Genomic DNA, 24,998 nt, shown 5'->3' with positions numbered 1-24,998 from the left:
GGACCGGACGGGGTCGGACAGCCGGACGGCACGAAGGCCGGCGAGCCGGGCGGCGGCGCGACGGCGAACGAAGCCGCCGGGGCGAAGACGGCTGACGCGAAGGCGCCCGAGCCGGCCGGGGCGAAGACGGCTGACGCGAAGACGGCCGGGGCGGGCGATGCCGCGGCCGCCGGGACGGCCGGTGCCAAGGCCGCCGGGGCGGCCGGTGCGAAGGCGCCCGAGGGCAAGGCGGGCGACGCGGCCGGGGCGGCACCCGTGGCCGCGGCGCACGGTGTGGCCGGGCCGAACCCGGACAAGGACCTGTCCGCCTCCAACCTCCCCGGCCAGCGCGGCGACGGCGGCGAGGAGATCCGTGTCCAGCGCGGCATGTTCGGCGCCGACAACGGCGGCGACACCTCCGGCTACGGCGGCCTGGTCCGCTCGGTGCGGCTCCCCGGCCCGGCGAGCCGGCCCTACGGCGGCTGGTTCGACGAGGTCGCCGACGAACTCGAGGGCGCGCTGGAGGAACAGGGACTCCTCCCCGACAACGCCATCGAGAAGACGGTCGTCGACCGCGGCGAGCTCACCTTCCACATCGAGCGCGAGCACCTGCCGCGCGTCGCCCGCACCCTGCGCGACGACCCGGCCCTGCGCTTCGAGCTGTGCACCGGCGTCAGCGGCGTCCACTACCCGCACGACAAGGGCCGCGAGCTGCACGCCGTCTACCACCTGCGCTCGATCACCCACAACCGGCTGATCCGCCTCGAAGTCAGCGCCCCCGACGCCGACCCGCGCATCCCGTCCCTGGTCTCCGTCTACCCGACGAACGACTGGCACGAGCGCGAGACGTACGACTTCTTCGGCATCGTCTTCGACGGTCACCCGGCCCTGACGCGGATCATGATGCCGGACGACTGGCAGGGCCATCCGCAGCGCAAGGACTATCCCCTCGGCGGCATCCCCGTCGAGTACAAGGGCGCCCAGATCCCGGCCCCGGACCAGCGGAGGTCGTACTCGTGAGCACGCAGTCAGCATTCGCCGCATCGGCGGCCTCGGCGCGCGAGACCACCGAGGGAACCGTCTACACCGTCACCGGCGGCGACTGGGACGAGGTCGCCCAGTCGGCGGTCCGCGCGGACGACGAGCGCATCGTCGTCAACATGGGTCCCCAGCACCCCTCCACCCACGGAGTGCTGCGGCTCATCCTGGAGATCGAGGGCGAGACGGTCACCGAGGCCCGCTGCGGCATCGGCTACCTCCACACCGGCATCGAGAAGAACCTCGAGTACCGGACCTGGACGCAGGGCACCACGTTCGTGACGCGCATGGACTACCTGACGTCCTTCTTCAACGAGACCGCCTACTGTCTCGCCGTCGAGAAGCTCCTCGGCATCGAGGACCAGATCACCGAGCGGGCCGAGATCGTCCGGGTGCTCCTGATGGAGCTGAACCGGCTCTCCTCCCACCTGGTGTGCATCGCCACCGGCGGCATGGAACTCGGCGCCACCACGATCATGATCTACGGGTTCCGCGATCGTGAAATGATTCTCGACCTCTACGAGCTCATCACGGGCCTGCGCATGAACCACGCGTACATCCGGCCCGGCGGACTCGCCCAGGACCTGCCGCCCGGCGCGGTGGACCAGGTCCGCGAGTTCGTGAAGAAGATGAAGCGGAACCTCCCGGAGTACGACAAGCTCGCCACCGGGAACCCCATCTTCAAGGCCCGCATGCAGGACGTCGGCTACCTCGACCTGGCCGGCTGCGTGGCCCTCGGCGCCAGCGGGCCCATCCTGCGCGCCACCGGCCTGCCGCACGACCTGCGCAAGGCGCAGCCGTACTGCGGCTACGAGACGTACGACTTCGACGTCCCGACCGCCGAGTCCTGCGACGCCTACGGCCGCTTCCTCATCCGGCTCGAGGAGATGCGCCAGTCGCTGCGGATCATCGAGCAGTGCCTGGACCGGCTCCGGCCCGGCCCGGTGATGGTCGCCGACAAGAAGATCGCCTGGCCCGCCCAGCTCGCCCTGGGACCCGACGGGCTCGGTAACTCCCTGGACCACATCAAGCAGATCATGGGCACCTCCATGGAGTCCCTGATCCACCACTTCAAGCTGGTCACCGAGGGCTTCCGGGTCCCGCCGGGCCAGGCGTACGTGGCCGTCGAGTCGCCCAAGGGCGAACTCGGGGTGCACGCCGTGTCCGACGGCGGCACCCGCCCCTTCCGGGTCCACTTCCGTGACCCGTCCTTCACCAACCTGCAGGCCATGGCGGCGATGTGCGAGGGCGGCCAGGTCGCCGACGTCATCGTCGCCGTCGCGTCCATCGACCCCGTGATGGGAGGCGTCGACCGGTGACCACCAGTTCTTCGGAGCGGGGCGTCAGCCTGGGCATGCCCGAACTGCCCGCACCCGCGTACCCGGACGACGTCCGCGCCCGGCTCGAGGCGGACGCGCGCGAGGTCATCGCGCGCTACCCCGACTCCCGCTCCGCGCTCCTGCCGCTGCTGCACCTCGTGCAGTCGGAGGAGGGCCACGTCACGCGCACCGGGATGCAGTTCTGCGCGGACGTCCTCGGCCTGACCACGGCCGAGGTCACCGCCGTCGCCACCTTCTACACGATGTACCGGCGCAAGCCGAGCGGTGACTACCAGGTGGGCGTCTGCACCAACACCCTGTGCGCCGTGATGGGAGGCGACGCCATCTTCGAGGCGCTCCAGGACCACCTCGGCGTCGGCAACGGCGAGACCACCGACGACGGGAAGATCACCCTGGAGCACATCGAGTGCAACGCGGCCTGCGACTTCGCGCCGGTCGTGATGGTGAACTGGGAGTTCTTCGACAACCAGGACGTGCACAGCGCCAAGCGCCTGGTGGACGACCTGCGCACCGGGCGGACCGTCTCGCCCACGCGCGGGGCGCCGCTGTGCACCTTCAAGGAGACCGCGCGGATCCTGGCCGGCTTCCCCGACGAGCGGGACGGGGCCGTCGAGGCGGGCGGCAGTGCGGGACCGGCGTCGCTGGTGGGCCTTCGCCTGGCAAGGGGAGAGGCCGCACCCGCGCGCGTGGTCCATCCGCGCGACGGCGGCCCGCACGACGAGCCGCACGGCGGCACGGTGCACGAGCCGTCGCCGAACGAGCACCTCAGTTCGCACGACGCGCCGCAGGACACGTCGGCCTCCGACCCCGCCCACCCGGCAGGGCCCACCGCCGAGGAGGGGGAGTGATGACCTTGGCACCCGAGCTGAAGGACACCGGACCCGAGAAGCTGCTCGCACCCGTGCTGTCGGCCTTCTGGGACGAGGACCGGTCCTGGACCCTGGACGTCTATCGGAGGCACGAGGGGTACGAAGGGCTCCGCAAGGCGCTCGCCATGTCACCGGACGACCTGATCGCGTACGTGAAGGACTCCGGTCTGCGCGGCCGCGGCGGCGCGGGGTTCCCGACGGGGATGAAGTGGCAGTTCATCCCCCAGGGGGACGGAAAGCCGCACTATCTTGTTGTCAACGCCGACGAGTCGGAGCCGGGGACGTGCAAGGACATCCCGCTCCTCTTCGCGAACCCGCACAGCCTCATCGAGGGCATCGTCATCGCGTGCTACGCCATCAGGTCCTCGCACGCGTTCATCTACCTGCGGGGTGAAGTCGTCCCCGTCCTGCGGCGGTTGCACGCGGCCGTGCGCGAGGCCCACGAGGCCGGCTTCCTCGGCGAGAACATCCTCGGCAGCGGACTCGACCTGGAACTCACCGTGCACGCGGGCGCGGGCGCGTACATCTGCGGTGAGGAGACCGCGCTGCTGGACTCCCTCGAAGGCCGCCGGGGTCAACCGCGGCTCCGTCCTCCCTTCCCTGCTGTCGCGGGCCTGTATGCGTGCCCCACTGTCGTGAACAACGTCGAGTCGATCGCGTCGGTTCCCGCGATCCTGCAGCGGGGCAAGGACTGGTTCCGTTCGATGGGCAGCGAGAAGTCCCCGGGCTTCACGCTCTACTCGCTCAGTGGCCACGTCGCCAGCCCCGGCCAGTACGAGGCCCCGCTCGGCATCACCCTGCGCCAGCTGCTGGAGATGAGCGGCGGCATGCGGCCGGGCCACCGGCTGAAGTTCTGGACGCCGGGCGGCTCCTCCACGCCGATGTTCACCGACGAGCACCTGGACGTCCCCCTCGACTACGAGGGCGTGGGCGCCGCCGGTTCCATGCTCGGCACCAAGGCGCTGCAGTGCTTCGACGAGACCACCTGCGTGGTGCGGGCCGTGACCCGCTGGACCGAGTTCTACGCCCACGAGTCCTGCGGCAAGTGCACCCCCTGCCGCGAGGGCACCTACTGGCTCGTGCAGCTGCTGCGCGACATCGAGGCCGGCAAGGGCGCCATGAGCGACCTCGACAAGCTCAACGACATCGCCGACAACATCAACGGCAAGTCGTTCTGCGCCCTCGGCGACGGCGCCGCCTCGCCGATCTTCTCCTCGCTGAAGTACTTCCGCGAGGAGTACGAGCAGCACATCACGGGCCGGGGCTGCCCCTTCGACCCGGCCAAGTCGACGGCCTGGGCGGACCGCCCGGAGGTGAACGCATGACCGTGACCACCAGTGCTCCCTCCGGCGGAGGAGAGGCGGCGGTCCCGCCGGAAGACCTCGTGTCGCTGACGATCGACGGCATCGGGATCAGCGTGCCCAAGGGCACCCTGGTCATCCGGGCCGCCGAACAGCTCGGCATCGAGATCCCCCGCTTCTGCGACCACCCCCTCCTCGACCCGGCGGGCGCCTGCCGCCAGTGCATCGTCGAGGTCGAGGGCCAGCGCAAGCCCATGGCGTCCTGCACCATCACCTGCACCGACGGCATGGTGGTGAAGACGCACCTCACCTCGCCGGTCGCCGAGAAGGCCCAGCACGGCGTGATGGAGCTGCTGCTCATCAACCACCCGCTGGACTGCCCGGTCTGCGACAAGGGCGGCGAGTGCCCGCTGCAGAACCAGGCGATGTCCCACGGCAACGCCGAGTCCCGCTTCGAGGGCCGCAAGCGCACCTACGAGAAGCCCGTGCCGATCTCCACCCAGGTGCTGCTCGACCGCGAGCGGTGCGTGCTGTGCGCGCGCTGCACCCGCTTCTCCAACCAGGTCGCCGGCGACCCGATGATCGAACTGATCGAGCGGGGCGCGCTGCAGCAGGTCGGCACCGGCGAGGGCGACCCGTTCGAGTCGTACTTCTCCGGCAACACCATCCAGATCTGCCCGGTCGGCGCGCTCACCTCGGCCGCCTACCGGTTCCGCTCCCGCCCGTTCGACCTGGTCTCCTCGCCGTCGGTGTGCGAGCACTGCTCCGGCGGCTGCGCCACCCGCACCGACCACCGGCGCGGCAAGGTGATGCGGCGCCTCGCGGCCACCGACCCCGAGGTCAACGAGGAGTGGATCTGCGACAAGGGGCGGTTCGCGTTCCGGTACGCGCAGCAGAAGGACCGGCTGGAGACGCCCCTCGTGCGCAACGCGGAGGGCGAGCTGGAGCCGGCCTCCTGGCCGGAGGCGCTGCAGATCGCCGCCCAGGGGCTGCTCGCCTCGCGCGGCCGCACCGGCGTCCTGACCGGCGGCCGCCTCACCGTCGAGGACGCCTACGCGTACAGCAAGTTCACGCGCGTGGCGCTCGACACCAACGACATCGACTTCCGCGCCCGTGTGCACAGCGGCGAGGAGGCCGACTTCCTCGCGGCCCGGGTCGCCGGCCGCGGTCGCGACCTCGACGGTACGGGCGTCACGTACACCGCCCTGGAGGAGGCGCCCGCCGTCCTGCTGGTCGGGTTCGAGGCCGAGGAGGAGGCGCCAGGCGTCTTCCTGCGGCTGCGCAAGGCCTGGCGCAAGCACGGGCAGAAGGTCTTCGCGCTGGCCACGCACGCCACGCGCGGCCTGGAGAAGGCGGGCGGCACGCTGCTGCCGGCCGCTCCGGGCACCGAGACCGACTGGCTCGACGCGCTCGCCGGCCAGGTCGGCCTCGAAGGCGACGGCGCCCTCGCGGGCGCGGCGCTGCGCACCGAGGGCGCGGTCATCGTCGTCGGCGAGCGGCTGGCCGCGGTGCCCGGCGGTCTCACCGCCGCCGTACGGGCGGCGACCGCGACCGGTGCCCGGCTGGTGTGGATCCCGCGCCGGGCCGGGGAGCGGGGCGCCATCGAGGCGGGCGCCCTGCCGTCGCTGCTGCCCGGCGGCCGGCCGGCCACCGACCCCCGCGCGCGCGACGAGGTCGCCGCCGTCTGGGGCGTCGCCGAACTGCCGCTGCGCTACGGCCGCGACACCGGCCAGATCGTGCAGGCCGCCGCGGACGGCGAGCTGCAGGCGCTGCTCGTGGCAGGTGTGGAGCTCGCCGACCTGCCCGACCCGGCCCGCGCGCGTGCCGCCCTCGACGAGGTGGGCTTCGTGGTGTCGCTGGAGCTGCGGCCCAGCGAGGTCACCGAGCGCGCCGACGTCGTCCTGCCCGTCGCCGCGGTCGCGGAGAAGCCCGGCGCCTTCCTGAACTGGGAGGGCAGGGTGCGCTTCTTCGACGCCGCGCTCAAGCCCGACCAGATGACCCGGCGCCTGGCGCCCACCGACGCGCGCGTGCTGCAGATGCTGGCCGACGCCATGGACGTCCACCTGGGCCTGCCGGACCTGCGCACCACGCGCGCGGAGATCGACCGCCTCGGCGCCTGGGAGGGCGGCCGGGCCGCCGACCCGCTGGACACCGCGGGCGCGCTGCCGCGGCCCGCGGCCGGGGAGGCCGTGCTCGCCGGGCACCGGCTGCTGCTCGACCAGGGCCTGCTGCAGGAGGGCGACGAGGCGCTCGCCGGGACCCGGCACGCGGCACGCGCGCGTGTCTCGTCGGCCACCGCCGCCGAGGCGGGCGTCACGGACGGCGAGCTGCTCTCCGTCACCGGGCCGGCCGGAGCGGTCGAGCTGCCGCTGCAGATCACCGAGATGCCCGACCGCGTGGTCTGGCTGCCGCTCAACTCCACCGGCCGGGGCGTCGCCTCCGACACCGGCGCGCGGCCCGGCTCCCTCGTCCGCATCGGCCCGGCGACGCCGGCCGCCGACGTCCCCCAGGAGGTGGAGGCATGAGCCCGTACGTCGCCGCTGAGGACCTCTCGATGTTCGGCCGTGACCCCTGGTGGCTGATCGTCGTCAAGGCCGTGTTCTGCTTCGCCTTCGTCCTGGTGACCGTGCTGTTCTCCATCGTGTGGGAGCGCAAGGTCGTGGCCTGGATGCAGCTGCGCATCGGCCCCAACCGGCACGGCCCCTGGGGCATGCTCCAGTCGCTCGCCGACGGCGTGAAGCTGATGCTGAAGGAGGACGTCGTCGTCAAGCGCGCGGACAAGGTCGTCTACGTCCTCGCGCCGATCATCGCGGTCGTCCCGGCGTTCATGGCGATCGCCGTGATCCCCTTCGGCCCGGCCGACAACGAGGTCTCGATCTTCGGCACGCGCACCACGATGCAGCTCACCGACCTGCCGATCGCGCTGCTGTACATCCTCGCGGTCGCCTCGGTCGGCATCTACGGCATCGTCCTGGCGGGCTGGAGCTCCGGCTCCACCTACCCGCTGCTGGGCGGCCTGCGCTCCTGCGCCCAGATGATCTCGTACGAGATCGCCATGGGCGCCGCGTTCGCCTCGGTGTTCCTCTACTCCGGCTCCATGTCGACGTCGACGATCGTCGACCAGCAGACGGACCGCTGGTACGTCCTGCTGCTGCCGGTGTCCTTCATCCTCTACATCGTCACCATGGTCGGCGAGACCAACCGCGCCCCCTTCGACATGCCCGAGTCCGAGGGCGACCTGGTGGGCGGCTTCAACACCGAGTACTCGTCGATCAAGTTCGCGCTGTTCATGCTCGCCGAGTACGCGAACATGGTGACGGTGTCGGCGGTGTCGGCCACCCTCTTCCTCGGCGGCTGGCGCGCCCCGTGGCCCGTCAGCACCTTCTGGGAGGGCGCGAACCACGGCTGGTGGCCGATGCTCTGGTTCGTCCTCAAGGTGCAGCTGCTGCTGTTCGTGTTCATCTGGCTGCGCGGCACGCTCCCGCGCGTGCGCTACGACCAGCTGATGAAGCTCGGCTGGAAGGTCCTCATCCCGGTCTCCGTGACCTGGCTGATGCTCGTCGCGACCGTACGGACCCTGCGCAACGAGCACTACGACTTCGCCGACATCGCCCTCTACGTCGGCGGCGCCGTGCTGGCCCTGCTGCTCGTCTCCTTCGTCGCCGACATGTTCCGCGAGAAGTCCAAGGAGAGCGCGCAGGGCGCCGAACCGCCCCCCGGCTTCGACCCGATGGCGGGCGGGTTCCCCGTGCCGCCGCTGCCCGGACAGGAGCTGCCGCCGGTGCCCAGGCGCCGCCCGCGTCGGGAGCGGGAGCTCATTGTCAGTGGTGGGGTCGATACTCAGAGTGACGGATCTCTGGAGGGAAAGGAGGCGTCCGATGGCTGAGGAGCCGAAGGAGACCGAGCCGTTGAAGCCCGGCTTCATGAACCCCGTCGCCGGCTTCGGCGTGACCTTCAAGGCCATGTTCAAGAAGCGGCTGACCGAGCAGTACCCGGAGCAGCAGAAGACCACGGCTCCGCGGTTCCACGGACGGCACCAGCTCAACCGCCATCCGGACGGCCTGGAGAAGTGCGTCGGCTGCGAGCTGTGCGCCTGGGCCTGCCCCGCCGACGCCATCTACGTCGAGGGCGCGGACAACACGGAGGAGGAGCGCTACTCCCCGGGCGAGCGGTACGGGCGCGTGTACCAGATCAACTACGCCCGCTGCATCCTGTGCGGCCTGTGCATCGAGGCGTGCCCCACGCGCGCGCTGACGATGACCAACGAGTTCGAGCTGGCCGACTCCAGCCGCGCGAACCTCATCTACACCAAGGAGCAGCTGCTCGCCGGGCTCGACGAGGGCATGGTCGACACGCCCCATGCGATCTACCCCGGCATGGACGAGCAGGACTACTACCGCGGACTCGTGACCGAGGCCGCGCCCGGCACCGAGCGGCAGACCGCCCTCTCCAAGGGCGAGGCGCCGCAGGAGGCGTCGTCCACCTTCGGGACGGACGAGCCGGCGTCGCGGGAGGTGACCGGCCGATGAGCACCCCGCTCGCCGCCTACTCCACCTCCACCGGCGAGGCCGTCCAGTTCTGGGTCCTCGGCACCGTCGCGGTGATCGGCGCCCTGTGCACCGTCTTCATGAGGCGGGCCGTCCACAGCGCACTCTGCCTCGCCGGCACGATGATCGTCCTGGCGGTCTTCTACCTCGCCAACGGCGCCTACTTCCTGGGCATCGTGCAGGTCGTCGTCTACACCGGCGCGATCATGATGCTGTTCCTGTTCGTGGTGATGCTCGTCGGCGTGACCGCGGCCGACTCCCTGAAGGAGACCATCAAGGGCCAGCGCTGGCTGGCCCTGCTGTGCGGAGTCGGCTTCGGCGTCCTGCTGTTCGCCGGGATCGGCAACGCCTCCCTGAAGGAGTTCAACGGCCTCACCCAGGCCAACTCCGGCGGCAACGTCGAGGGACTCGCGGCCCTGATCTTCACCAAGTACGTCTTCGCCTTCGAGATCACCGGCGCCCTGCTCATCACGGCCGCCGTCGGCGCGATGGTGCTCACCCACCGCGAGCGCACCGAGCGCGCCCGCACCCAGCGCGAGCTGGCCGAGCAGCGCGTCCGCGAGGGCACGTACATCCCGCCGCTGCCGGCCCCCGGCGTGTACGCGCGGCACAACGCCGTGGACATCGCCGGCCTGCTGCCCGACGGCACCCCCTCCGAGCTCACCGTCAGCAAGACGCTGCGCGAGCGCGGCCAGATCCGTGACGTGTCGGCCGAGGCGCTCAACGACCTCAAGGCCCTCGAACAGCGCGCCGGTGAGCGCCTGGAGCGGGGCGCGGTCGAGCCGCCGCTGTTCAAGCGGACCCCCGAGCGGACCTCCCAGCGCACCGAGGAGGCGTCGAAGTGAACCCGGTCAACTACCTCTACCTCGCCGCCCTGTTGTTCACGATCGGTGCCACGGGCGTGCTCATCCGGCGCAACGCGATCGTGGTGTTCATGTGCGTCGAGCTCATGCTCAACGCCTGCAACCTCGCCTTCGTCGCGTTCTCCCGGATGCACGGCAACCTCGACGGCCAGATCATCGCCTTCTTCACGATGGTCGTCGCCGCCGCGGAGGTCGTGGTCGGACTCGCGATCATCGTGTCGGTGTTCCGCGCCCGCCACTCGGCCTCGGTCGACGACGCCAGCCTGATGAAGCTGTAAGGGGTCGGAAGAAACGTGGAGAACCTGATCGCGCTGCTCATCGCGGCGCCCCTGCTCGGAGCGGCCGTCCTGCTGGTCGGCGGCCGTCGGCTCGACGCCGTCGGCCACTGGATCGGCACGCTCCTGTCGGCCGTGTCCTTCGTGTTCGGCCTGATCCTCTTCAGCGACCTGCTCGGCAAGGACGCCGCGGACCGCACCCTCGTCCAGCACCTGTTCACCTGGATCCCGGTCCAGGGCTTCCAGGCGGACGTCGCGTTCCGCCTGGACCAGCTGTCGGTGACGTTCGTCCTGCTCATCACGGGCGTCGGATCGCTGATCCACCTGTACTCGGTCGGGTACATGGAGCACGACGAGCGGCGCCGCCGCTTCTTCGGCTACCTCAACCTGTTCCTGGCGGCGATGCTGTTGCTCGTCCTCGCCGACAACTACCTGCTGCTGTACGTCGGCTGGGAGGGCGTCGGCCTCGCCTCCTACCTGCTCATCGGCTTCTGGCAGCACAAGCCCAGCGCGGCCACCGCGGCGAAGAAGGCGTTCCTCGTCAACCGCGTCGGCGACGTGGGCCTGTCGATCGCCATCATGCTGATGTTCACCACCTTCGGGACCTTCGCCTTCGGGCCGGTGCTCGGCACCCACGAGGACCCCGGGCTGGTCGGCGGCGCCGGCGAGGGCAAGCTCACCGCGATCGCCCTGATGCTGCTGCTCGCCGCCTGCGGCAAGTCCGCCCAGGTGCCGCTGCAGTCCTGGCTCGGCGATGCCATGGAGGGCCCGACCCCGGTCTCCGCGCTCATCCACGCGGCGACCATGGTCACCGCCGGCGTCTACCTGATCGTCCGCTCCGGCACGATCTTCAACGCCGCGCCCGACGCACAGCTGGTCGTCACCGTCGTCGGCGCCGTCACGCTCCTGTTCGGTGCGATCGTCGGTTGCGCCAAGGACGACATCAAGAAGGCGCTGGCCGGCTCGACCATGTCGCAGATCGGCTACATGGTGCTGGCGGCGGGCCTGGGCCCGATCGGCTACGCCTTCGCGATCATGCACCTGGTGACGCACGGCTTCTTCAAGGCCGGCCTGTTCCTCGGCGCCGGCTCGGTCATGCACGGCATGAACGACGAGGTCGACATGCGCCGCTACGGCGGCCTGCGCCGGTACATGCCGATCACGTTCATCACCTTCGGCCTCGGCTACCTCGCCATCATCGGCTTCCCGGGCCTGTCGGGCTTCTTCTCCAAGGACAAGATCATCGAGGCGGCGTTCGCCAAGGGCGGCACCGAGGGCTGGATCCTCGGCGCCTGCGCCCTGCTCGGCGCGGCCATCACCGCGTACTACATGACGCGCGTGATGCTGATGACGTTCTTCGGCGAGGAGCGCTGGCGCAACGCCCCGACCCCGTCGCCGGACCGGCCCAGCGTGGAGCCCGCCGCCGAGACCCGCGGCGAGCACAGCGAGCCGCACCCGCACGAGTCGCCCAAGGTCATGACGATCCCCATGATCGTGCTGGCCGTCGGGTCCGTGTTCGCCGGCGCGTTCTTCAGCATCGGCGAGCGCTTCCTGCACTGGCTCGAGCCCGTCACCGGCTACGAGCACGGCGACTCCCCGGTCAGCGCCCTCACGGTCACCCTGGCCACCATGGCGGTCCTGGTGATCGGCGTGGCGATCGCGTACGCGCAGTACGGCCGCCGCCCGGTCCCCGCCGTCGCCCCGCGCGGGTCGCTGCTCACCCGGGCCGCCCGCCGCGACCTGTACCAGGACGACTTCAACCACGTGGTCCTGGTGCGCGGCGGCGAGCACCTCACCCGGTCCCTGGTCTACGTCGACCACACCCTGGTCGACGGCGTCGTCAACGGCACGGCGGCTTCCGTCGGCGGCCTGTCCGGGCGGATGCGCAGGCTGCAGAACGGCTTCGCGCGGTCGTACGCGGTCTCGATGTTCGGCGGTGCGGCCCTCCTGGTCGCCGCGACCCTGCTGATGAGGGCGGTCTGATACCGATGTCCTTTCCTCTGCTGACAGCGACGGCGGTGCTCCCGGCCATCGGGGCGATCGCCACGGCTGCCGTACCGGCCGCGCGCCGCGACGCCGCCAAGGTGCTCGCGCTGCTCTTCTCGCTGGGCACGCTCGCCCTGGCGATCGCCGTCCTGGTGCGCTTCGACCCGGACGGCGGCCGTTACCAGCTCACCGAGTCGCACGCCTGGATCGCGGACTTCGGGGTGCGCTACGAACTGGGCGTCGACGGCATCGCGGTCGCGCTGGTCGCGCTGACCGCCCTGCTGATCCCGTTCATCCTCCTCGCCGGCTGGCACGACGCCGACCCGCTGGAGACCGGCAGCAAGCGGTGGCGGCCCACCCAGGGCTTCTTCGCGCTGATCCTCGGCGTCGAGGCGATGGTGATCCTCTCCTTCGAGGCCACCGACGTCTTCCTCTTCTACATCTTCTTCGAAGCCATGCTGATCCCGATGTACTTCCTCATCGGCGGCTTCGGGGACCGGGCCCACGCGCACGGCGAGCAGGTGGCGTCCACGCAACGGTCGTACGCGGCCGTGAAGTTCCTCCTCTACAACCTCGTCGGCGGCCTGATCATGCTGGCCGCGGTGATCGGGCTGTACGTGGTCGCCGGGAACTTCAGCCTGCAGGAGATCGCCCAGGCGCGGGCCAACGGCTCGCTCGACATGGCGACCAACACCGAGCGCTGGCTGTTCCTCGGCTTCTTCTTCGCCTTCGCCGTGAAGGCACCCCTGTGGCCGCTGCACACCTGGCTGCCCAACGCCATGGGTGAGGCCACCGCCCCGGTCGCCGTGCTCATCACGGCGGTCGTCGACAAGGTGGGCACCTTCGCGATGCTCCGCTTCTGCCTCCAGCTCTTCCCGGAGGCCAGCAAGTGGGCGACGCCCGTCATCCTGGTGCTCGCCGTGATCAGCATCATCTACGGCGCGCTGCTCGCCGTCGGGCAGCGGGACATCAAGCGGCTGGTGGCGTACGCGTCGATCTCGCACTTCGGCTTCATCATCATGGGCATCTTCGCGATGACCAGCCAGGGCCAGTCCGGCGCGACGCTCTACATGGTCAACCACGGCCTGTCCACGGCCGCGCTGATGCTGGTCGCCGGCTTCCTGATCTCGCGGCGCGGCTCGCGGCTCATCGCCGACTACGGCGGCGTGCAGAAGGTCGCCCCGGTGCTCGCGGGCACGTTCCTGATCGGCGGCCTCGCGACGCTGTCGCTGCCGGGACTCGCGCCGTTCGTCAGCGAGTTCCTGGTCCTGGTCGGCACGTTCACGCGGTACCCGGCGATCGGCATCGTCGCCACCCTCGGCATCGTGCTGGCCGCGCTCTACACCCTCGTCCTGTACCAGCGGACGATGACCGGCCCCGTCAAGCCGGAGGTCTCGGCGATGCCCGACCTGCGGATGCGTGAGCTGCTGGTCGTCGGGCCGCTGGTCGTCCTGCTCATCGTCCTCGGCGTCTACCCCAAGCCCGTCGCGGACATCGTCAACCCGGCGGTCAAGCAGACCATGTCCGACGTACACAAGAGCGACCCCAAGCCCGAGGTGGAGGCGGCCAAGTGAGCGCAGTAGCCGTCCACAGCCTGTGGACAACCGCGGCCGGTCCGATCACCAAGATCGACTCGCCGAAGATCGAATACGGGCAGCTGTCGCCCACCCTGATCGTCGTGGGCGCGGCGATCGTCGGAGTACTGGTCGAGGCGTTCGTGCCGCGCAAGTCCCGCTACTACGCCCAGCTGTTCGTGTCGGTCGTGGCCCTGTGCGCCGCCTTCGCGGCGGTCGTCGTGCTCGCGGCCGACGGCTACGGCACCACCAAGGCGCACATCGCCGCCATGGGCGCCGTCGCGGTCGACGGACCGGCGCTGTTCCTGCAGGGCACGATCCTGCTGGCCGCGCTGGTCGGCCTGTTCACCTTCGCCGAGCGCAAGCTGGACCCGCAGGCGCACGGCAACCACGTCGACTCCTTCGCCGCCCAGGCCGCCTCCGTCCCCGGCAGCGACAGCGAGAAGGCCGCCGTGCGGGCCGGCTTCACCACCACCGAGGTCTTCCCGCTGCTGCTGTTCGCGGTCACGGGCATGCTGATCTTCCCGGCGGCCAACGACCTGCTGACGCTGTTCGTGGCCCTGGAGGTCTTCTCCCTCCCGCTGTACCTGCTGTGCGCCCTGGCCCGCCGCAAGCGGCTCATGTCGCAGGAAGCCGCGGTGAAGTACTTCCTGCTCGGCGCGTTCGCCTCGGCGTTCACCCTGTTCGGCATCGCCCTGCTCTACGGGTACGCGGGCTCGGTGTCCTACGCGACGATCTCCCAGGTCGTCGACGGCACCCTGACCACTGTCGACCCGGCGCTCGCCGACACCATGGGCAATGACGCGCTGCTGCTCATCGGCACCGCGCTGATCGTGATGGGCCTGCTGTTCAAGGTGGGCGCGGTGCCCTTCCACATGTGGACGCCCGACGTCTACCAGGGCGCCCCGACCCCCGTCACCGGCTTCATGGCCGCCGCCACCAAGGTCGCCGCCTTCGGCGCGCTGCTGCGGATCCTGTACGTCGTCCTGCCCGGCCTGCGCTGGGACTGGCGGCCGGTCATGTGGGGCGTGGCGATCATCACCATGCTCGGCGGTGCGATCGTCGCGATCACCCAGACCGACATCAAGCGGCTGCTGGCCTACTCGTCGATCGCGCACGCGGGCTTCATCCTCGCGGGCGTCATCGCCACCAACCCCGACGGTGTGTCGTCCGTCCTCTTCTACCTGGCCGCGTACTCCTTCGTGACGATCGGCGCCTTCGCCGTCGTCACCCTGGTGCGCGACGCGGGCGGCGAGGCGACCCACCTGTCCAAGTGGGCGGGGCTCGGCCGGCGTTCGCCGCTGGTGGCTGCCGTGTTCGCGGTGTTCCTGCTGGCCTTCGCGGGCATCCCGCTGACGTCCGGCTTCGCGGGCAAGTTCGCCGTCTTCAAGGCCGCCGCGGAGGGCGGTGCCGGTCCGCTGGTCGTGGTCGGTGTGATCTCGTCGGCGATCGCGGCGTTCTTCTACATCCGCGTGATCGTGCTGATGTTCTTCAGCGAGCCGCGGCCCGAGGGCCCGACCGTCGCGGTGCCCTCACCGCTGACGATGACGGCGATCGGCGTCGGTGTGGCGGTCACGCTGGTGCTGGGTGTGGCGCCGCAGTACTTCTTGCACCTGGCGGGCCAGGCGGGGGTGTTCGTGCGGTGAGGCGCGGCTGAGTGCTGCGCGGTCGTACGGGTCGTGTGGCTCGTACGGGTCGTACGGGTCGTACGGGTCGTACGGGTCGTACGGGTCGTACGGGTTCGGGTCGTACGACGCCGGGGCCCCGGTTCCTCTTCGGAGGGGCGGGGCCCTTCGGCGTGCTGCGGGAGTGGTGCGGGTCAGGTGTGGGAGGTGCTCGTGGTGCTTGCGGAGGCGGTCGCGGCCGGGCACGTCACCCGGGGGTTCCACTGGGCGAAGGTGCCCTTCGGGTTCTGCTTGTACAGCCACGCGTGCAGGTCGTAGTGGCGCGGCATGCCCGGGTAGTGCCCGTCCATGGGGCCCTGGAAGTCCTGACCGAACAGCCGCGGCCGCGTGCTGCCGGCGGCGTCGACCGGGACGACCCACTCCACGCCGACGAGCCGACGGCCGCCCCGGCCGTCGTCCTCGTACAGCAGACCCGCCGGCTTGGCGGGGTCCAGGGAACCGAAGAGTGCCTCGTTGAAGTAGTGGAAGCCCATCCCGCCCTCGTCGCGGGCCATGCACAGATGCTCCTCGTAGCCGTCAGCGAGCGCGCGTGGCACGGACCGGTACTTCATGGTCGCCCCGTACGCCTTCGTCAGCCCCAGCAGCGTGCCGGGATCCGGGCGCGCGGCCCGCGCGTGTGCTCCGCGGTCGACGGGGTGGCCGGGGGCGGGCGCGGTGGCGATGGCGGACGAGGCGGCGGGCAGGGTGAGGGCGAGCGAGGCGGCCAGGGTGAGGGCGGTCTTGGCGAGGCGGACGGGCATGGGGGGGACTCCTCGGGGCGAGGCGGGGCGGGGCGTGGGGGAGCGTTGGATACGGCGGCGCTGGGCAGCGACGGTTGCGTGAGTCTCCCGCTGCCCCGCCCGGCCAGCATGTCGCCGGGGAAGGGGGGGTGCCAGGCGGGGCGGCCGATGGGTGGACCGCCTTGTGCGTCGATCGGGTGGTCGGCTGTGCCGTGGTCGGCTGTGCGGTGGTCCGGGTGTGGGCCGGACGAGGATCGGCGGGCCATCGGACAGGTGACCGGATGCGCAGCCTGTGGATAACTCCGACGCTGTCGGTCCCGGCCCCTATGGTGGACGCAGTGGTCGAGGGACGACGTACGGGGGACGAGGCGATGGGCGGGACGGGCGGGACGGGTGTGATGACCGAAGTGGACATGCCGGGGACGGACGGGAGCAGCGAGGCGCGGGCCACACTGCACCGGGTCTTCGGGTACGACGCCTTCCGCGGTGAGCAGGAAGCGATCATCGACCACGTCGTGGCGGGCGGCGACGCGGTCGTCCTCATGCCGACCGGCGGCGGCAAGTCGCTGTGCTACCAGATCCCGGCCCTGGTCAGACCCGGCACCGGCATCGTCGTCTCCCCGCTGATCGCGCTGATGCAGGACCAGGTGGACGCGCTGCGGGCCCTCGGCGTGCGCGCCGGGTTCGTCAACTCCAGTCAGGACTTCGACGAGCGGCGCGTCGTCGAGGCCGAGTTCCTGGCGGGCGAGCTGGACCTGCTGTACCTGGCGCCGGAGCGCCTGCGCCTCGACTCCACGCTGGACCTCCTCTCCCGCGGCAAGATCTCCGTCGTCGCGATCGACGAGGCGCACTGCGTGTCCCAGTGGGGCCACGACTTCCGCCCCGACTACCTGGCGCTGTCACTGCTCGGCGAGCGCTGGCCGGACGTCCCGCGCATCGCGCTCACCGCGACGGCCACGCGCGCGACGCACCAGGAGATCACCCAGCGGCTCAACATGCCGACGGCCCGGCACTTCGAGGCCAGCTTCGACCGGCCCAACATCCAGTACCGGATCGTGCCGAAGGCCGACCCCAAGAAGCAGCTGCTGGGCTTCCTGCGCGAGGAGCACCCGGGCGACGCTGGCATCGTGTACTGCCTGTCGCGCAACTCCGTGGATAAGACGGCGGAGTTCCTCAGCAGCAACGGCATCGAGGCGGTGCCGTACCACGCCGGCCTCGACGCGGGCACCCGTGCGGCGCACCAGGCGCGGTTCCTCCGGGAGGAGGGCCTGGTCGTGGTCGCGACCATCGCGTTCGGCATGGGCATCGACAAGCCGGACGTGCGGTTCGTCGCCCACCTCGACCTGCCCAAGTCGGTCGAGGGCTACTACCAGGAGACCGGCCGTGCGGGACGCGACGGCCTGCCGTCCACGGCCTGGATGGCCTACGGACTCAACGACGTCATCCAGCAGCGCAAGCTCATCCAGTCCGGCGAGGGCGACGAGGCGTTCCGCCGGCGCGCCCAGGCCCACCTGGACGCGATGCTCGCCCTGTGCGAGACGGCCCAGTGCCGCCGGGGCCAGCTCCTCAACTACTTCGGGCAGGAGCCCGGCGCGGCGGGCTGCGGCAACTGCGACACCTGCCTCACCCCGCCGGAGACCTGGGACGGCACCGTCGCCGCCCAGAAGGTGCTGTCGACGGTGGTGCGGCTCCAGCGCGAGCGGGGACAGAAGTTCGGCGCCGTCCAGATCGTCGACATCCTGCTGGGCAAGCGCACGGGCAAGGTCATCCAGTTCGACCACGACCAGCTGTCCGTGTTCGGCATCGGCCAGGAGCTCAGCGAAGCCGAGTGGCGCGGAGTGGTCCGGCAGTTGCTGGCCCAAGGGCTGCTCGCGGTCGAGGGTGACTACGGCACCCTGGTGCTGACCGAGGCCAGCGGCTCGGTGCTGCGGCGCGAGCGCGAGGTGCCGCTGCGCAAGGAACCGAAGCGGCCCACCACCGCCAAGTCGGGGTCCTCGGGCCGGGGCGACCGTAAGGCCAAGACGGCCGCCGCGGAGCTGCCGGAGAGCCTGCTGCCCGCCTTCGAGGCACTGCGCGCCTGGCGTGCCGAGCAGGCCCGCGAGCAGGGCGTCCCGGCGTACGTCATCTTCCACGACGCGACCCTCCGCGAGATCGTCACCGCCTGGCCCACGTCGGTGGCCCAGCTCGGCGGCATCAGCGGGGTCGGCGAGAAGAAGCTGGTGACGTATGGCGAGGGCGTGATCGAGGTCCTGGCCGGGCTGGGCGGGACGCCGGGCGACGGGGAGTCGGGCAGCGGGACACCGGACGGCGAGTCGGCGGGCAGTGGATCGTCCGCCCAGGGCCGCTCCGGCAAGCAGGCCGCCCAGGGTGACCCGGCGGCGGACGACTGGCCGGAGATGGACGCGGAGCCGGAGCCCGACGACTGGATATAGGGCTCAGCTCGCCAGGAGTCTGAAGGCCGCTGGCCGCTGGGGTCCGGTGGCCAGGCTTCCCGCCGCCGAACGGCCCTCCTCTCCCCACCGCCCCTCGGCCGCCCCGCCCGCGTGTCACAGCGCGCGGGAGGCGTACGCCCTGACGTCCGCGTCGGAGTCCGACCTGACCGTGGCGAGGGCCGCCCTCGCCTCGGGCAGATCGCGGTGCCGGGTCAGCGCGAGCACCGCGGCCTTGCGGACGTCGGCGTTCACGTCGGCCAGGGCCTTGGCGAGGGCGGGGACGGCCGTATCGGGGTGCGCCGAGGACAGCGCGGTCGCCGCTCCGGACCGTACCTGCCAGGCGGGGTCGGACAAGGCCGCGACGGCACGGGCGGCGAGGGGCGCCGGGCAACCGGTGCTGCCGAGCGCGCCGTAGGCGGCGGCCCGCACCAGGGCGTCCGGGTCGTCGGCGAGGGCGGTCAGGGCGTTCAGGACAGTGGGCACGGGGCCGTGACCGTCCTTCGTGGCCGGCCGGTCCGTCGTCACCGTGGCGAGGGCCTTGGCGATGGTGACCCGGACCTCACGGGACGGGTCGGCGGGTGCGGCGCCGGCCAGGGCGTCGACGGCGTCGACGGACACGAGGGCACGCACGGCCGCGATCCGTACGGCCGTGTCGGCGTCGGACAGCGAGGGGGCGAACAGCGCGGTGTCGCCCCACCGCAGTGCCCGCAGGACGTCGAGTGCGGCGGCCCGCACGGCCGGGTCGGCGGCCGGACCGGACTCGGTCAGCGCGGCGGCCAGTCCGTCGCCCAGGGCGGGCTCGGGCGGAAGCGTCTCGACGAGCTCGCGCAGGGAAGCGGCCGCAGCGGCGCGCACCTCAGGCGCGGGATCCCGCAGGGCGGCGGCGAGGGCGGGCCCGGTTCCCACGGGAACCGTCTCCGTCAGCACGGCGACGGCCTCGCGCCGGACGGCGGGGTCGGGGTCGGACAGGTAGGGGTGCAGGGCCTCGAGTTCGGGTTGCTCGTCGGCGAGGGCGATCAACGCCAGGAGCCGGTCGGAGGCCGGTCCGGTCGGCGCGTGGGAGACGAGGGTGCTCGCCCCCGGGACGGGGACCGACCCGGCACCGGCGGATCCGTCCGTGCCGACGGGCTCGGATACCTGCGCATCGGCGGGGGCTCCGCTCGTGGCAGCGCGGGCGGCGACCGGGGCTTTGTCCCGGGAGCCCGCGGTCGCCACGTCCTCGGCGTGGACCTCACCGAGCGCACGGGACGGGCCGCCGGTGGGGGCGAAACCGTCCACCGGCACCAGGTACGGAGCTACGGGACGAGCCGTGAACTCCATGACACCGGAGGGGGACTTGTGCAGGTCGAGGTGGTGGAACCAGGAGACGTCGTCACGCTCGGGGTGGTCCAGCCGGTCGTGGTAGAGGCCCCAACGGGATTCCGTACGGGCCAGGGAGGCACGGGCGGCCATCTCGGCGCAGTCACGGATGAAGGTGACCTCCGCACAGCGCATCAGTTCGTGCGCGGTGCGAGCACCCATGGCGGCGATGTCGTCGCGCATCCGCTCGAAGGCCTCCAGCGCGAGCGAGAGGCGGGCGCCCGACTTCGGCGGGGCCACGTAGTCGTTGACGAAGCGGCGCAGCTTGTACTCGACCTGGGGCTGCGGCGGGCCGTCCGGGTTGCGCAGCGGGCGGTAGATCAACTCGTGTGCCTCGCGCAGCTGGTCGGCCGGCAACTCCCCTGCGTAGGCCGTGTACCGGGAGGCGTCCGCACCGGCCAGATCGCCGAAGACGAACGCGCCGATCATGTAGTTGTGCGGGACGCAGGCCAGGTCACCGGCCGCGTACAGGCGCGGGACGGTCGTACGGGCGTGATCGTCGACCCGGACGCCGGAAGCGGAGTGACCGCCGCACAGGCCGATCTCGGAGATGTGCATCTCGACGTCATGGGTGCGGTAGTCGTGCCCCCGGCCCGCGTGGAACGTGCCGCGGGTGGGCCGTTCGGTGGAGTGCAGGATGGACTCCAGGGCGGAGACCGACTCCTCGGGCAGGTGGCTGAGCTTCAGGTAGACCGGGCCGCGGTCGCTGGCGACCTCGGCGGCGAACTCGGCCATCATCTGCCCGGACCAGTAGTCGGAGTCGACGAAACGCTCGCCGTGCCGGTTGACCTGGTAGCCGCCGAAGGGATTGGCGACGTACGCGCACGCGGGCCCGTTGTAGTCCTTGATCAGGGGGTTGATCTGGAAGCACTCGATCCCGGTCAGCTCGGCACCCGCGTGGTAGGCCATGGCGTAACCGTCACCGGCGTTGGTCGGGTTCTCGTACGTCCCGTACAGGTACCCGGAAGCCGGCAGACCGAGGCGGCCGCAGGCGCCGGTCGCCAGGACCACGGCGCCCGCGCGGACGGTGACGAACGCCCCGGTACGGGTGTTGAACCCCGCCGCACCCACCGCCGCGCCCCCGGCCGTCAGCACGCGCACCGGCATCACCCGGTTCTCGATGCGTATCCGCTCCCGCATCTCACGACGCCGAAGCTGCCGGTACAGGACCTTCTTGACGTCCTTGCCTTCCGGCATCGGCAGTACGTACGAGCCGGAGCGGTGCACCTGGCGGACCGCGTACGCGCCAAACTCGTCCTTCTCGAACTTGACCCCGTACGACTCCAGTCGCTGGACCATCGCGAAGCCCCGGGTCGCCGTCTGGCGGACGGTGGACTGGTCGACGATGCCGTCGTTGGCGCGCGTGATCTCGGCGACGTAGTCGTCGGGCTCGGCCCGGCCGGGAATGACCGCGTTGTTGACTCCGTCCATGCCCATGGCGAGCGCGCCGGAGTGGCGGACGTGCGCCTTCTCCAGCAGCAGGACGTCCGCGCCGTGCTCGGCGGCGGTGAGGGCGGCCATGGTGCCGGCGGTGCCGCCGCCGATGACCAGCACGTCGCAGGTCAGTTCCTCGGCGTCGGTGAGGGCGGGGATCACCAGGGGAGCGGGCGCGGGGGCGTTCACGGGAGGGGTCACCGGGGGACCTTTCAGGTGCCGAGCGAGGAGAGGACGGCGCGGCGCAGGGCCACGCGGGCCGGGTCGTCGAGGGCTCCGCGGTCGCGCGGGCGCGGCACGTCACGCACGGACGCCACGCGGCCGGCGGCGAGCAGGGCGACGCGGTCACCGAGGAAGAGCGCCTCGTCCACGTCATGGGTGACGAAGACGACGGTCGCACCCGTGCCGCGCAACACCTCGACCAGCAGGTCCTGCATGCCGGACCGGGTCTGGGCGTCGAGCGCGCCGAACGGCTCGTCCATGAGGACGGCACGCGGGGAACCGGCCAGGGCGCGGGCCAGCTGGGCGCGCTGGCGCTGCCCGCCCGACACCCGGTGCGGCAACTGCTTCGCCTGCGCGTCCAGCCCGACCCGGGCGAGCCAGGAACCGGCCTGCTCGCGCCGCCCGGAGCGCGGGACTCCCTGGATGGCGAGCGGCAGCTCGACATTGCCGCGCAACGTGCGCCAGGGCAGCAACGCGTCCTCCTGGAAGACCAGCGCCCGGTCGGCGGACGGCCCGGTCAACGGCCTGCCGTCCTGCTCCACCGACCCGGCCAGCGGGGCCAGCAGCCCGGCGAGCGTCCGCAACAGCGTCGACTTGCCGCAGCCCGAGGGACCGACGACGGTGAGGATCTCCCCGGGCCGGACGTCGAGGGTCACGTCGTGCAGCACAGGGGCACCGGGACGGCCGAGCACGGCGGCGTCGAAGCGGAGCCGAGCCCCGGGTGCGGTTGCGCCTGTGAGCCGGGGAGCCGAGGTCGGCGCCGGGACGGCCGCCGCCGGTGCGGTGGTCTCAGACGAGGTGCTCATCGCGCGCCTCCTGCTCGGTCTCACCGCTGCCCTGCTGCTGGGCATCGGACTGGTACTGGGAGTCGCCCTCGGCCTTCACCACGACGGGTCCGGGGACGGGGGCGGTGGCGGGGAGCACCGCGGAGCGGGACCGACCACCGGGCACGTACGAGGTGCGGGGCAGCCAACGCGTCAGCCGCCGGCCGAGGAGCTCCACCGCCGTCGAGGTCACCCAGCCGAGGACGCCGATGGTGACCATGCCGACGAACACGCCCGGGTAGTCGACGACCGTGTAGTCCTGCCAGGTGCGGTAGCCGACGCCGTACTGGCCGGAGATCATCTCGGCGGAGATCACACAGATCCAGGACACCCCGATGCCCACCGACAGCCCGCCGAAGATGCCGGGCAGTGCGCCGGGCAGGACCACCGACCCCAGGATCCGCCACCTGCCGCCGCCCATCGTGCGCACCGCCTCTTCCCAGACGGGGGTGAGCGCACGGACCGCGTGCCGCGTGGAGACGAGCACGGGGAAGAAGGCGGCGGTGAAGGTGATGAAGACGATGCCCTGCTCGTTGGACGGGAACAGCAGGATCGCGACCGGGACGAGGGCGATCGCAGGGATAGGGCGGACCACCTCCAGGACCGGACCGAGCAGGTCCTCGGCGAGCCGCGAGCGCGCCACGAGCACGCCCACGGCCACACCCAGGACGGCGGCCAGCAGGAAGCCGGAAAGGATGCGGGTGAGGCTGTCGGTGAGATCGGTCCAGTAGTCGCTGCCGGTGAGGCGGCCGGCGAAGGCGTGAGTCACGTCGGTGACGGTGGGGAACTGCGAGAAGCGCAGCCAGATGTCCACGTCGAGAGCGGTGAGCAGCTGCCACAGGCCCAGGGCGGTGAGCAGCGCGACGAGGCGGAGCGCATAGCGACCCAGTGGGTGGCGGGTCATGAGGCCGCCTCGAGCGCCTCGCTGTAGGTGACGATCCGTGCGCCGCTGTGGACGTCGACATAAGCCTGGGCGGTGGACGGGGCGACGAAGGGCAACAGTTGCTGACCGTCGGCGACCCAGACCGCTTTGTCGGCGAACCAGAGAGTGCCGGTGGTGGCGTCCGGGACGTAGGCGGCGCGGACACCGTCACGGTGTGCCGCGAGGTAGGTGAGCAGCTCGGTGGGCGAGGTGAAGGTCTGCGTTCGCTCGGTCCCCTCGGCCCAGACCTCGCTCGCGGCCGGCGGGGGAGCGGCGGCGAGCTTCTGGGCGTAGGTCGCGCCGAGTGCCTTCTTCACGTACTGGTCGTCGACGAACGCGTCCACGTCCACATCACCCGTGAGCTTGGCCGCCTTCAGGATCGACACGTCCTCCTTCAGTGCCGACACGAGTTGCGGCTTGAGCGCCGGGTCGAAGGTCGAGATGCCGTGAGCGCCGTTGTAGAGGTAGACGACCTCAGGGGGCAGTCCGGTGGCCTTCGCGACCTTTTCGGCGGCTGCGACCGGGTGGGCGTTCAGGTAGTCGGTGGCCTGCGCCTGAGCCTTCAGGAACGCCTCCAGCACGAACGGGCGCTTCTTCGCGAAGTCCTGGCGTGCGGTGACGCCGTGGAAGGTGGGCAGGTCCAGTTCCGCGCCGTCGTAGAGGGCCTTCGCCTTGCCCTGGTAGGCCAGCAGTCCCGGCCAGGCCACGAACTGGGACAGCGCGTCGGCGCTGCCGGCGGAGAGGGCCGACGCCCCCACCGCAGGCTGCTGGTTGAGCTTCTCGATCCCCTTGTCGGCGTCGATGCCCGCGCGCTTCAGCGCACGCACCAGCGTCCCGTCGGCCGCGGAGCCGACGCTCGTGGAGACCTTCTTCCCCTTGAGGTCCTTCAGCGACGTCAGCTTCGAGTCGGGGGCCGTGACGATGGTGTTGAGACCACCGCGGAGGTTGTACCCGGTGACCGACACCAGGTGGGTGGGGCGGCCGAGCTGCTTGCCGCGAGCCGCGTTGATGAGCAGCGGGAAGTCACCCATCGAGCCGATGTCGATCTTCCCAGCGGTCATCTGGGCGGTGATGGGGGCGCCGGTGGCGTAGTCCTGCCAGACGACCTTGTAGTCGTGCCCGTCGCCGAGGGCGTTCAGCTGCTCCTCGAAGTAGCCGAGGGAGCGCAGCAGCGTGCCGGCGGTGACCGTGTTGATGGTCTTGGACTGGTAACCGACGGTGACGGTGATCGTGCCGCCGTCGCCGGCCGCGACGTTGCCGCCGCACGCGGACAGCGCAAGCAGCAGCGTGGCGGTGCCGGAGGCGACCGCACTGCGATGCAGGGACGTTCGGGACCTGCGGAACATGGCTGGGAGACCTTTCACCGGAGCAGGTAGGGCATGTTGACCGTGACGGCTCCGGTGGGACAGCGGGCCGCGCACGGGCCGCAGTACCAGCACTCGTCGACGTGCATGTACGCCTTGCCGCTGTCGGTGTCGATGGCCAGCGAGTCCAGCGGGCACATGTCCACGCAGAGGGTGCAGCCGTCGATGCACTTCGACTCGTCGATGGTCACGGGCACGTCGGCCCGCTGGGGCACCAAGGGCATGGCGGTCTCCAGAGAAGGATTTCCCGAAATGGTCCGCCCGG

19 protein-coding genes are annotated in these 24,998 nt (G+C 71.3%); 13 read left to right on the top strand and 6 right to left on the bottom strand.

What is annotated here, in order from left to right:
- Positions 1-255: 255 nt before the first annotated feature.
- The 12 genes from AQJ30_RS30920 to nuoN are packed head-to-tail and all read left to right on the top strand — an operon-like array spanning position 256 to position 15,418.
- The gene (locus AQJ30_RS30920) at positions 256-999 is read left to right on the top strand and encodes an NADH-quinone oxidoreductase subunit C (protein WP_067240678.1); all 744 of its coding nucleotides are present in this window, start codon (positions 256-258) and stop codon (positions 997-999) included.
- Positions 996-2,336: an NADH-quinone oxidoreductase subunit D gene (locus tag AQJ30_RS30915; protein WP_067240523.1), complete on the top strand. Its 1,341-nt coding sequence runs from the start codon at positions 996-998 to the stop codon at positions 2,334-2,336. The genes AQJ30_RS30920 and AQJ30_RS30915 overlap by 4 nt, the downstream gene beginning before the upstream one ends.
- On the top strand, positions 2,333-3,205 hold the full coding sequence (gene nuoE / locus AQJ30_RS30910) for an NADH-quinone oxidoreductase subunit NuoE (RefSeq protein WP_067240521.1): 873 nt from the start codon (positions 2,333-2,335) through the stop codon (positions 3,203-3,205). The genes AQJ30_RS30915 and nuoE overlap by 4 nt, the downstream gene beginning before the upstream one ends.
- On the top strand, positions 3,205-4,551 hold the full coding sequence (gene nuoF, locus AQJ30_RS30905; protein ID WP_067240520.1) for an NADH-quinone oxidoreductase subunit NuoF: 1,347 nt from the start codon (positions 3,205-3,207) through the stop codon (positions 4,549-4,551). The genes nuoE and nuoF overlap by 1 nt, the downstream gene beginning before the upstream one ends.
- Positions 4,548-7,052, top strand: a complete 2,505-nt coding sequence (locus tag AQJ30_RS30900; RefSeq protein ID WP_067240518.1) for an NADH-quinone oxidoreductase subunit G — start codon at positions 4,548-4,550, stop codon at positions 7,050-7,052. Before nuoF ends, AQJ30_RS30900 begins: the two co-directional genes overlap by 4 nt.
- Positions 7,049-8,413, top strand: coding sequence for an NADH-quinone oxidoreductase subunit NuoH (nuoH, locus tag AQJ30_RS30895; RefSeq protein ID WP_067240516.1), 1,365 nt, complete (start codon positions 7,049-7,051; stop codon positions 8,411-8,413). Before AQJ30_RS30900 ends, nuoH begins: the two co-directional genes overlap by 4 nt.
- Positions 8,406-9,056, top strand: a complete 651-nt coding sequence (gene nuoI, locus AQJ30_RS30890; RefSeq protein WP_067240514.1) for an NADH-quinone oxidoreductase subunit NuoI — start codon at positions 8,406-8,408, stop codon at positions 9,054-9,056. Before nuoH ends, nuoI begins: the two co-directional genes overlap by 8 nt.
- Complete coding sequence (locus AQJ30_RS30885) at positions 9,053-9,919, top strand: NADH-quinone oxidoreductase subunit J (RefSeq protein ID WP_067240512.1); 867 nt, start codon at positions 9,053-9,055, stop codon at positions 9,917-9,919. The genes nuoI and AQJ30_RS30885 overlap by 4 nt, the downstream gene beginning before the upstream one ends.
- Positions 9,916-10,215 (top strand): NADH-quinone oxidoreductase subunit NuoK, encoded by a 300-nt coding sequence (gene nuoK, locus AQJ30_RS30880; protein ID WP_067240510.1) that lies wholly within the window; start codon positions 9,916-9,918, stop codon positions 10,213-10,215. The genes AQJ30_RS30885 and nuoK overlap by 4 nt, the downstream gene beginning before the upstream one ends.
- A gap of 15 nt (positions 10,216-10,230) precedes the next feature.
- A complete protein-coding gene (gene nuoL / locus AQJ30_RS30875; RefSeq protein ID WP_067240509.1) occupies positions 10,231-12,195 on the top strand; it encodes an NADH-quinone oxidoreductase subunit L in 1,965 nt (654 codons plus the stop codon).
- Between the two features lie 5 nt (positions 12,196-12,200).
- Positions 12,201-13,772: an NADH-quinone oxidoreductase subunit M gene (locus AQJ30_RS30870; protein ID WP_067240507.1), complete on the top strand. Its 1,572-nt coding sequence runs from the start codon at positions 12,201-12,203 to the stop codon at positions 13,770-13,772.
- Positions 13,769-15,418 (top strand): NADH-quinone oxidoreductase subunit NuoN, encoded by a 1,650-nt coding sequence (gene nuoN / locus AQJ30_RS30865; RefSeq protein WP_067240505.1) that lies wholly within the window; start codon positions 13,769-13,771, stop codon positions 15,416-15,418. The genes AQJ30_RS30870 and nuoN overlap by 4 nt, the downstream gene beginning before the upstream one ends.
- Positions 15,419-15,591: 173 nt before the next feature.
- Here the strand turns inward: nuoN and AQJ30_RS30860 are convergent, their stop codons facing one another.
- Positions 15,592-16,197, bottom strand: a complete 606-nt coding sequence (locus AQJ30_RS30860; protein WP_067240503.1) for a hypothetical protein — start codon at positions 16,195-16,197, stop codon at positions 15,592-15,594.
- Between the two features lie 350 nt (positions 16,198-16,547).
- Here AQJ30_RS30860 and recQ point away from each other — a divergent pair, with 350 nt between their 5' ends.
- The gene (gene recQ, locus AQJ30_RS30855) at positions 16,548-18,608 is read left to right on the top strand and encodes a DNA helicase RecQ (RefSeq protein WP_067240501.1); all 2,061 of its coding nucleotides are present in this window, start codon (positions 16,548-16,550) and stop codon (positions 18,606-18,608) included.
- A 114-nt stretch (positions 18,609-18,722) separates the two neighbouring features.
- On the opposite strand, the gene AQJ30_RS30850 is transcribed toward recQ, so the two are convergent.
- Genes AQJ30_RS30850 through AQJ30_RS30830 form a run of 5 tightly spaced genes read right to left on the bottom strand, consistent with a single transcriptional unit; the run spans position 18,723 to position 24,957 of the window.
- Positions 18,723-21,602, bottom strand: coding sequence for a fumarate reductase/succinate dehydrogenase flavoprotein subunit (locus AQJ30_RS30850; protein WP_067240499.1), 2,880 nt, complete (start codon positions 21,600-21,602; stop codon positions 18,723-18,725).
- An 11-nt stretch (positions 21,603-21,613) separates the two neighbouring features.
- The gene (locus AQJ30_RS30845) at positions 21,614-22,429 is read right to left on the bottom strand and encodes an ABC transporter ATP-binding protein (protein ID WP_067240497.1); all 816 of its coding nucleotides are present in this window, start codon (positions 22,427-22,429) and stop codon (positions 21,614-21,616) included.
- Positions 22,413-23,351, bottom strand: a complete 939-nt coding sequence (locus AQJ30_RS30840) for an ABC transporter permease (protein WP_067240496.1) — start codon at positions 23,349-23,351, stop codon at positions 22,413-22,415. Before AQJ30_RS30840 ends, AQJ30_RS30845 begins: the two co-directional genes overlap by 17 nt.
- Complete coding sequence (locus AQJ30_RS30835; RefSeq protein ID WP_079084413.1) at positions 23,348-24,715, bottom strand: ABC transporter substrate-binding protein; 1,368 nt, start codon at positions 24,713-24,715, stop codon at positions 23,348-23,350. The genes AQJ30_RS30840 and AQJ30_RS30835 overlap by 4 nt, the downstream gene beginning before the upstream one ends.
- Before the next feature lie 14 nt (positions 24,716-24,729).
- Positions 24,730-24,957, bottom strand: coding sequence for a 4Fe-4S dicluster domain-containing protein (locus AQJ30_RS30830; protein WP_067240494.1), 228 nt, complete (start codon positions 24,955-24,957; stop codon positions 24,730-24,732).
- Between the last annotated feature and the right edge of the window lie 41 nt (positions 24,958-24,998).

The sequence above is a fragment of the Streptomyces longwoodensis genome (assembly GCF_001514125.1).
In the GTDB taxonomy this organism is placed as follows: Bacteria; Actinomycetota; Actinomycetes; order Streptomycetales; family Streptomycetaceae; genus Streptomyces; species Streptomyces longwoodensis.
Note: the sequence above shows the minus strand (reverse complement) of the source record. Positions and strands in the feature narration are given on the sequence as shown.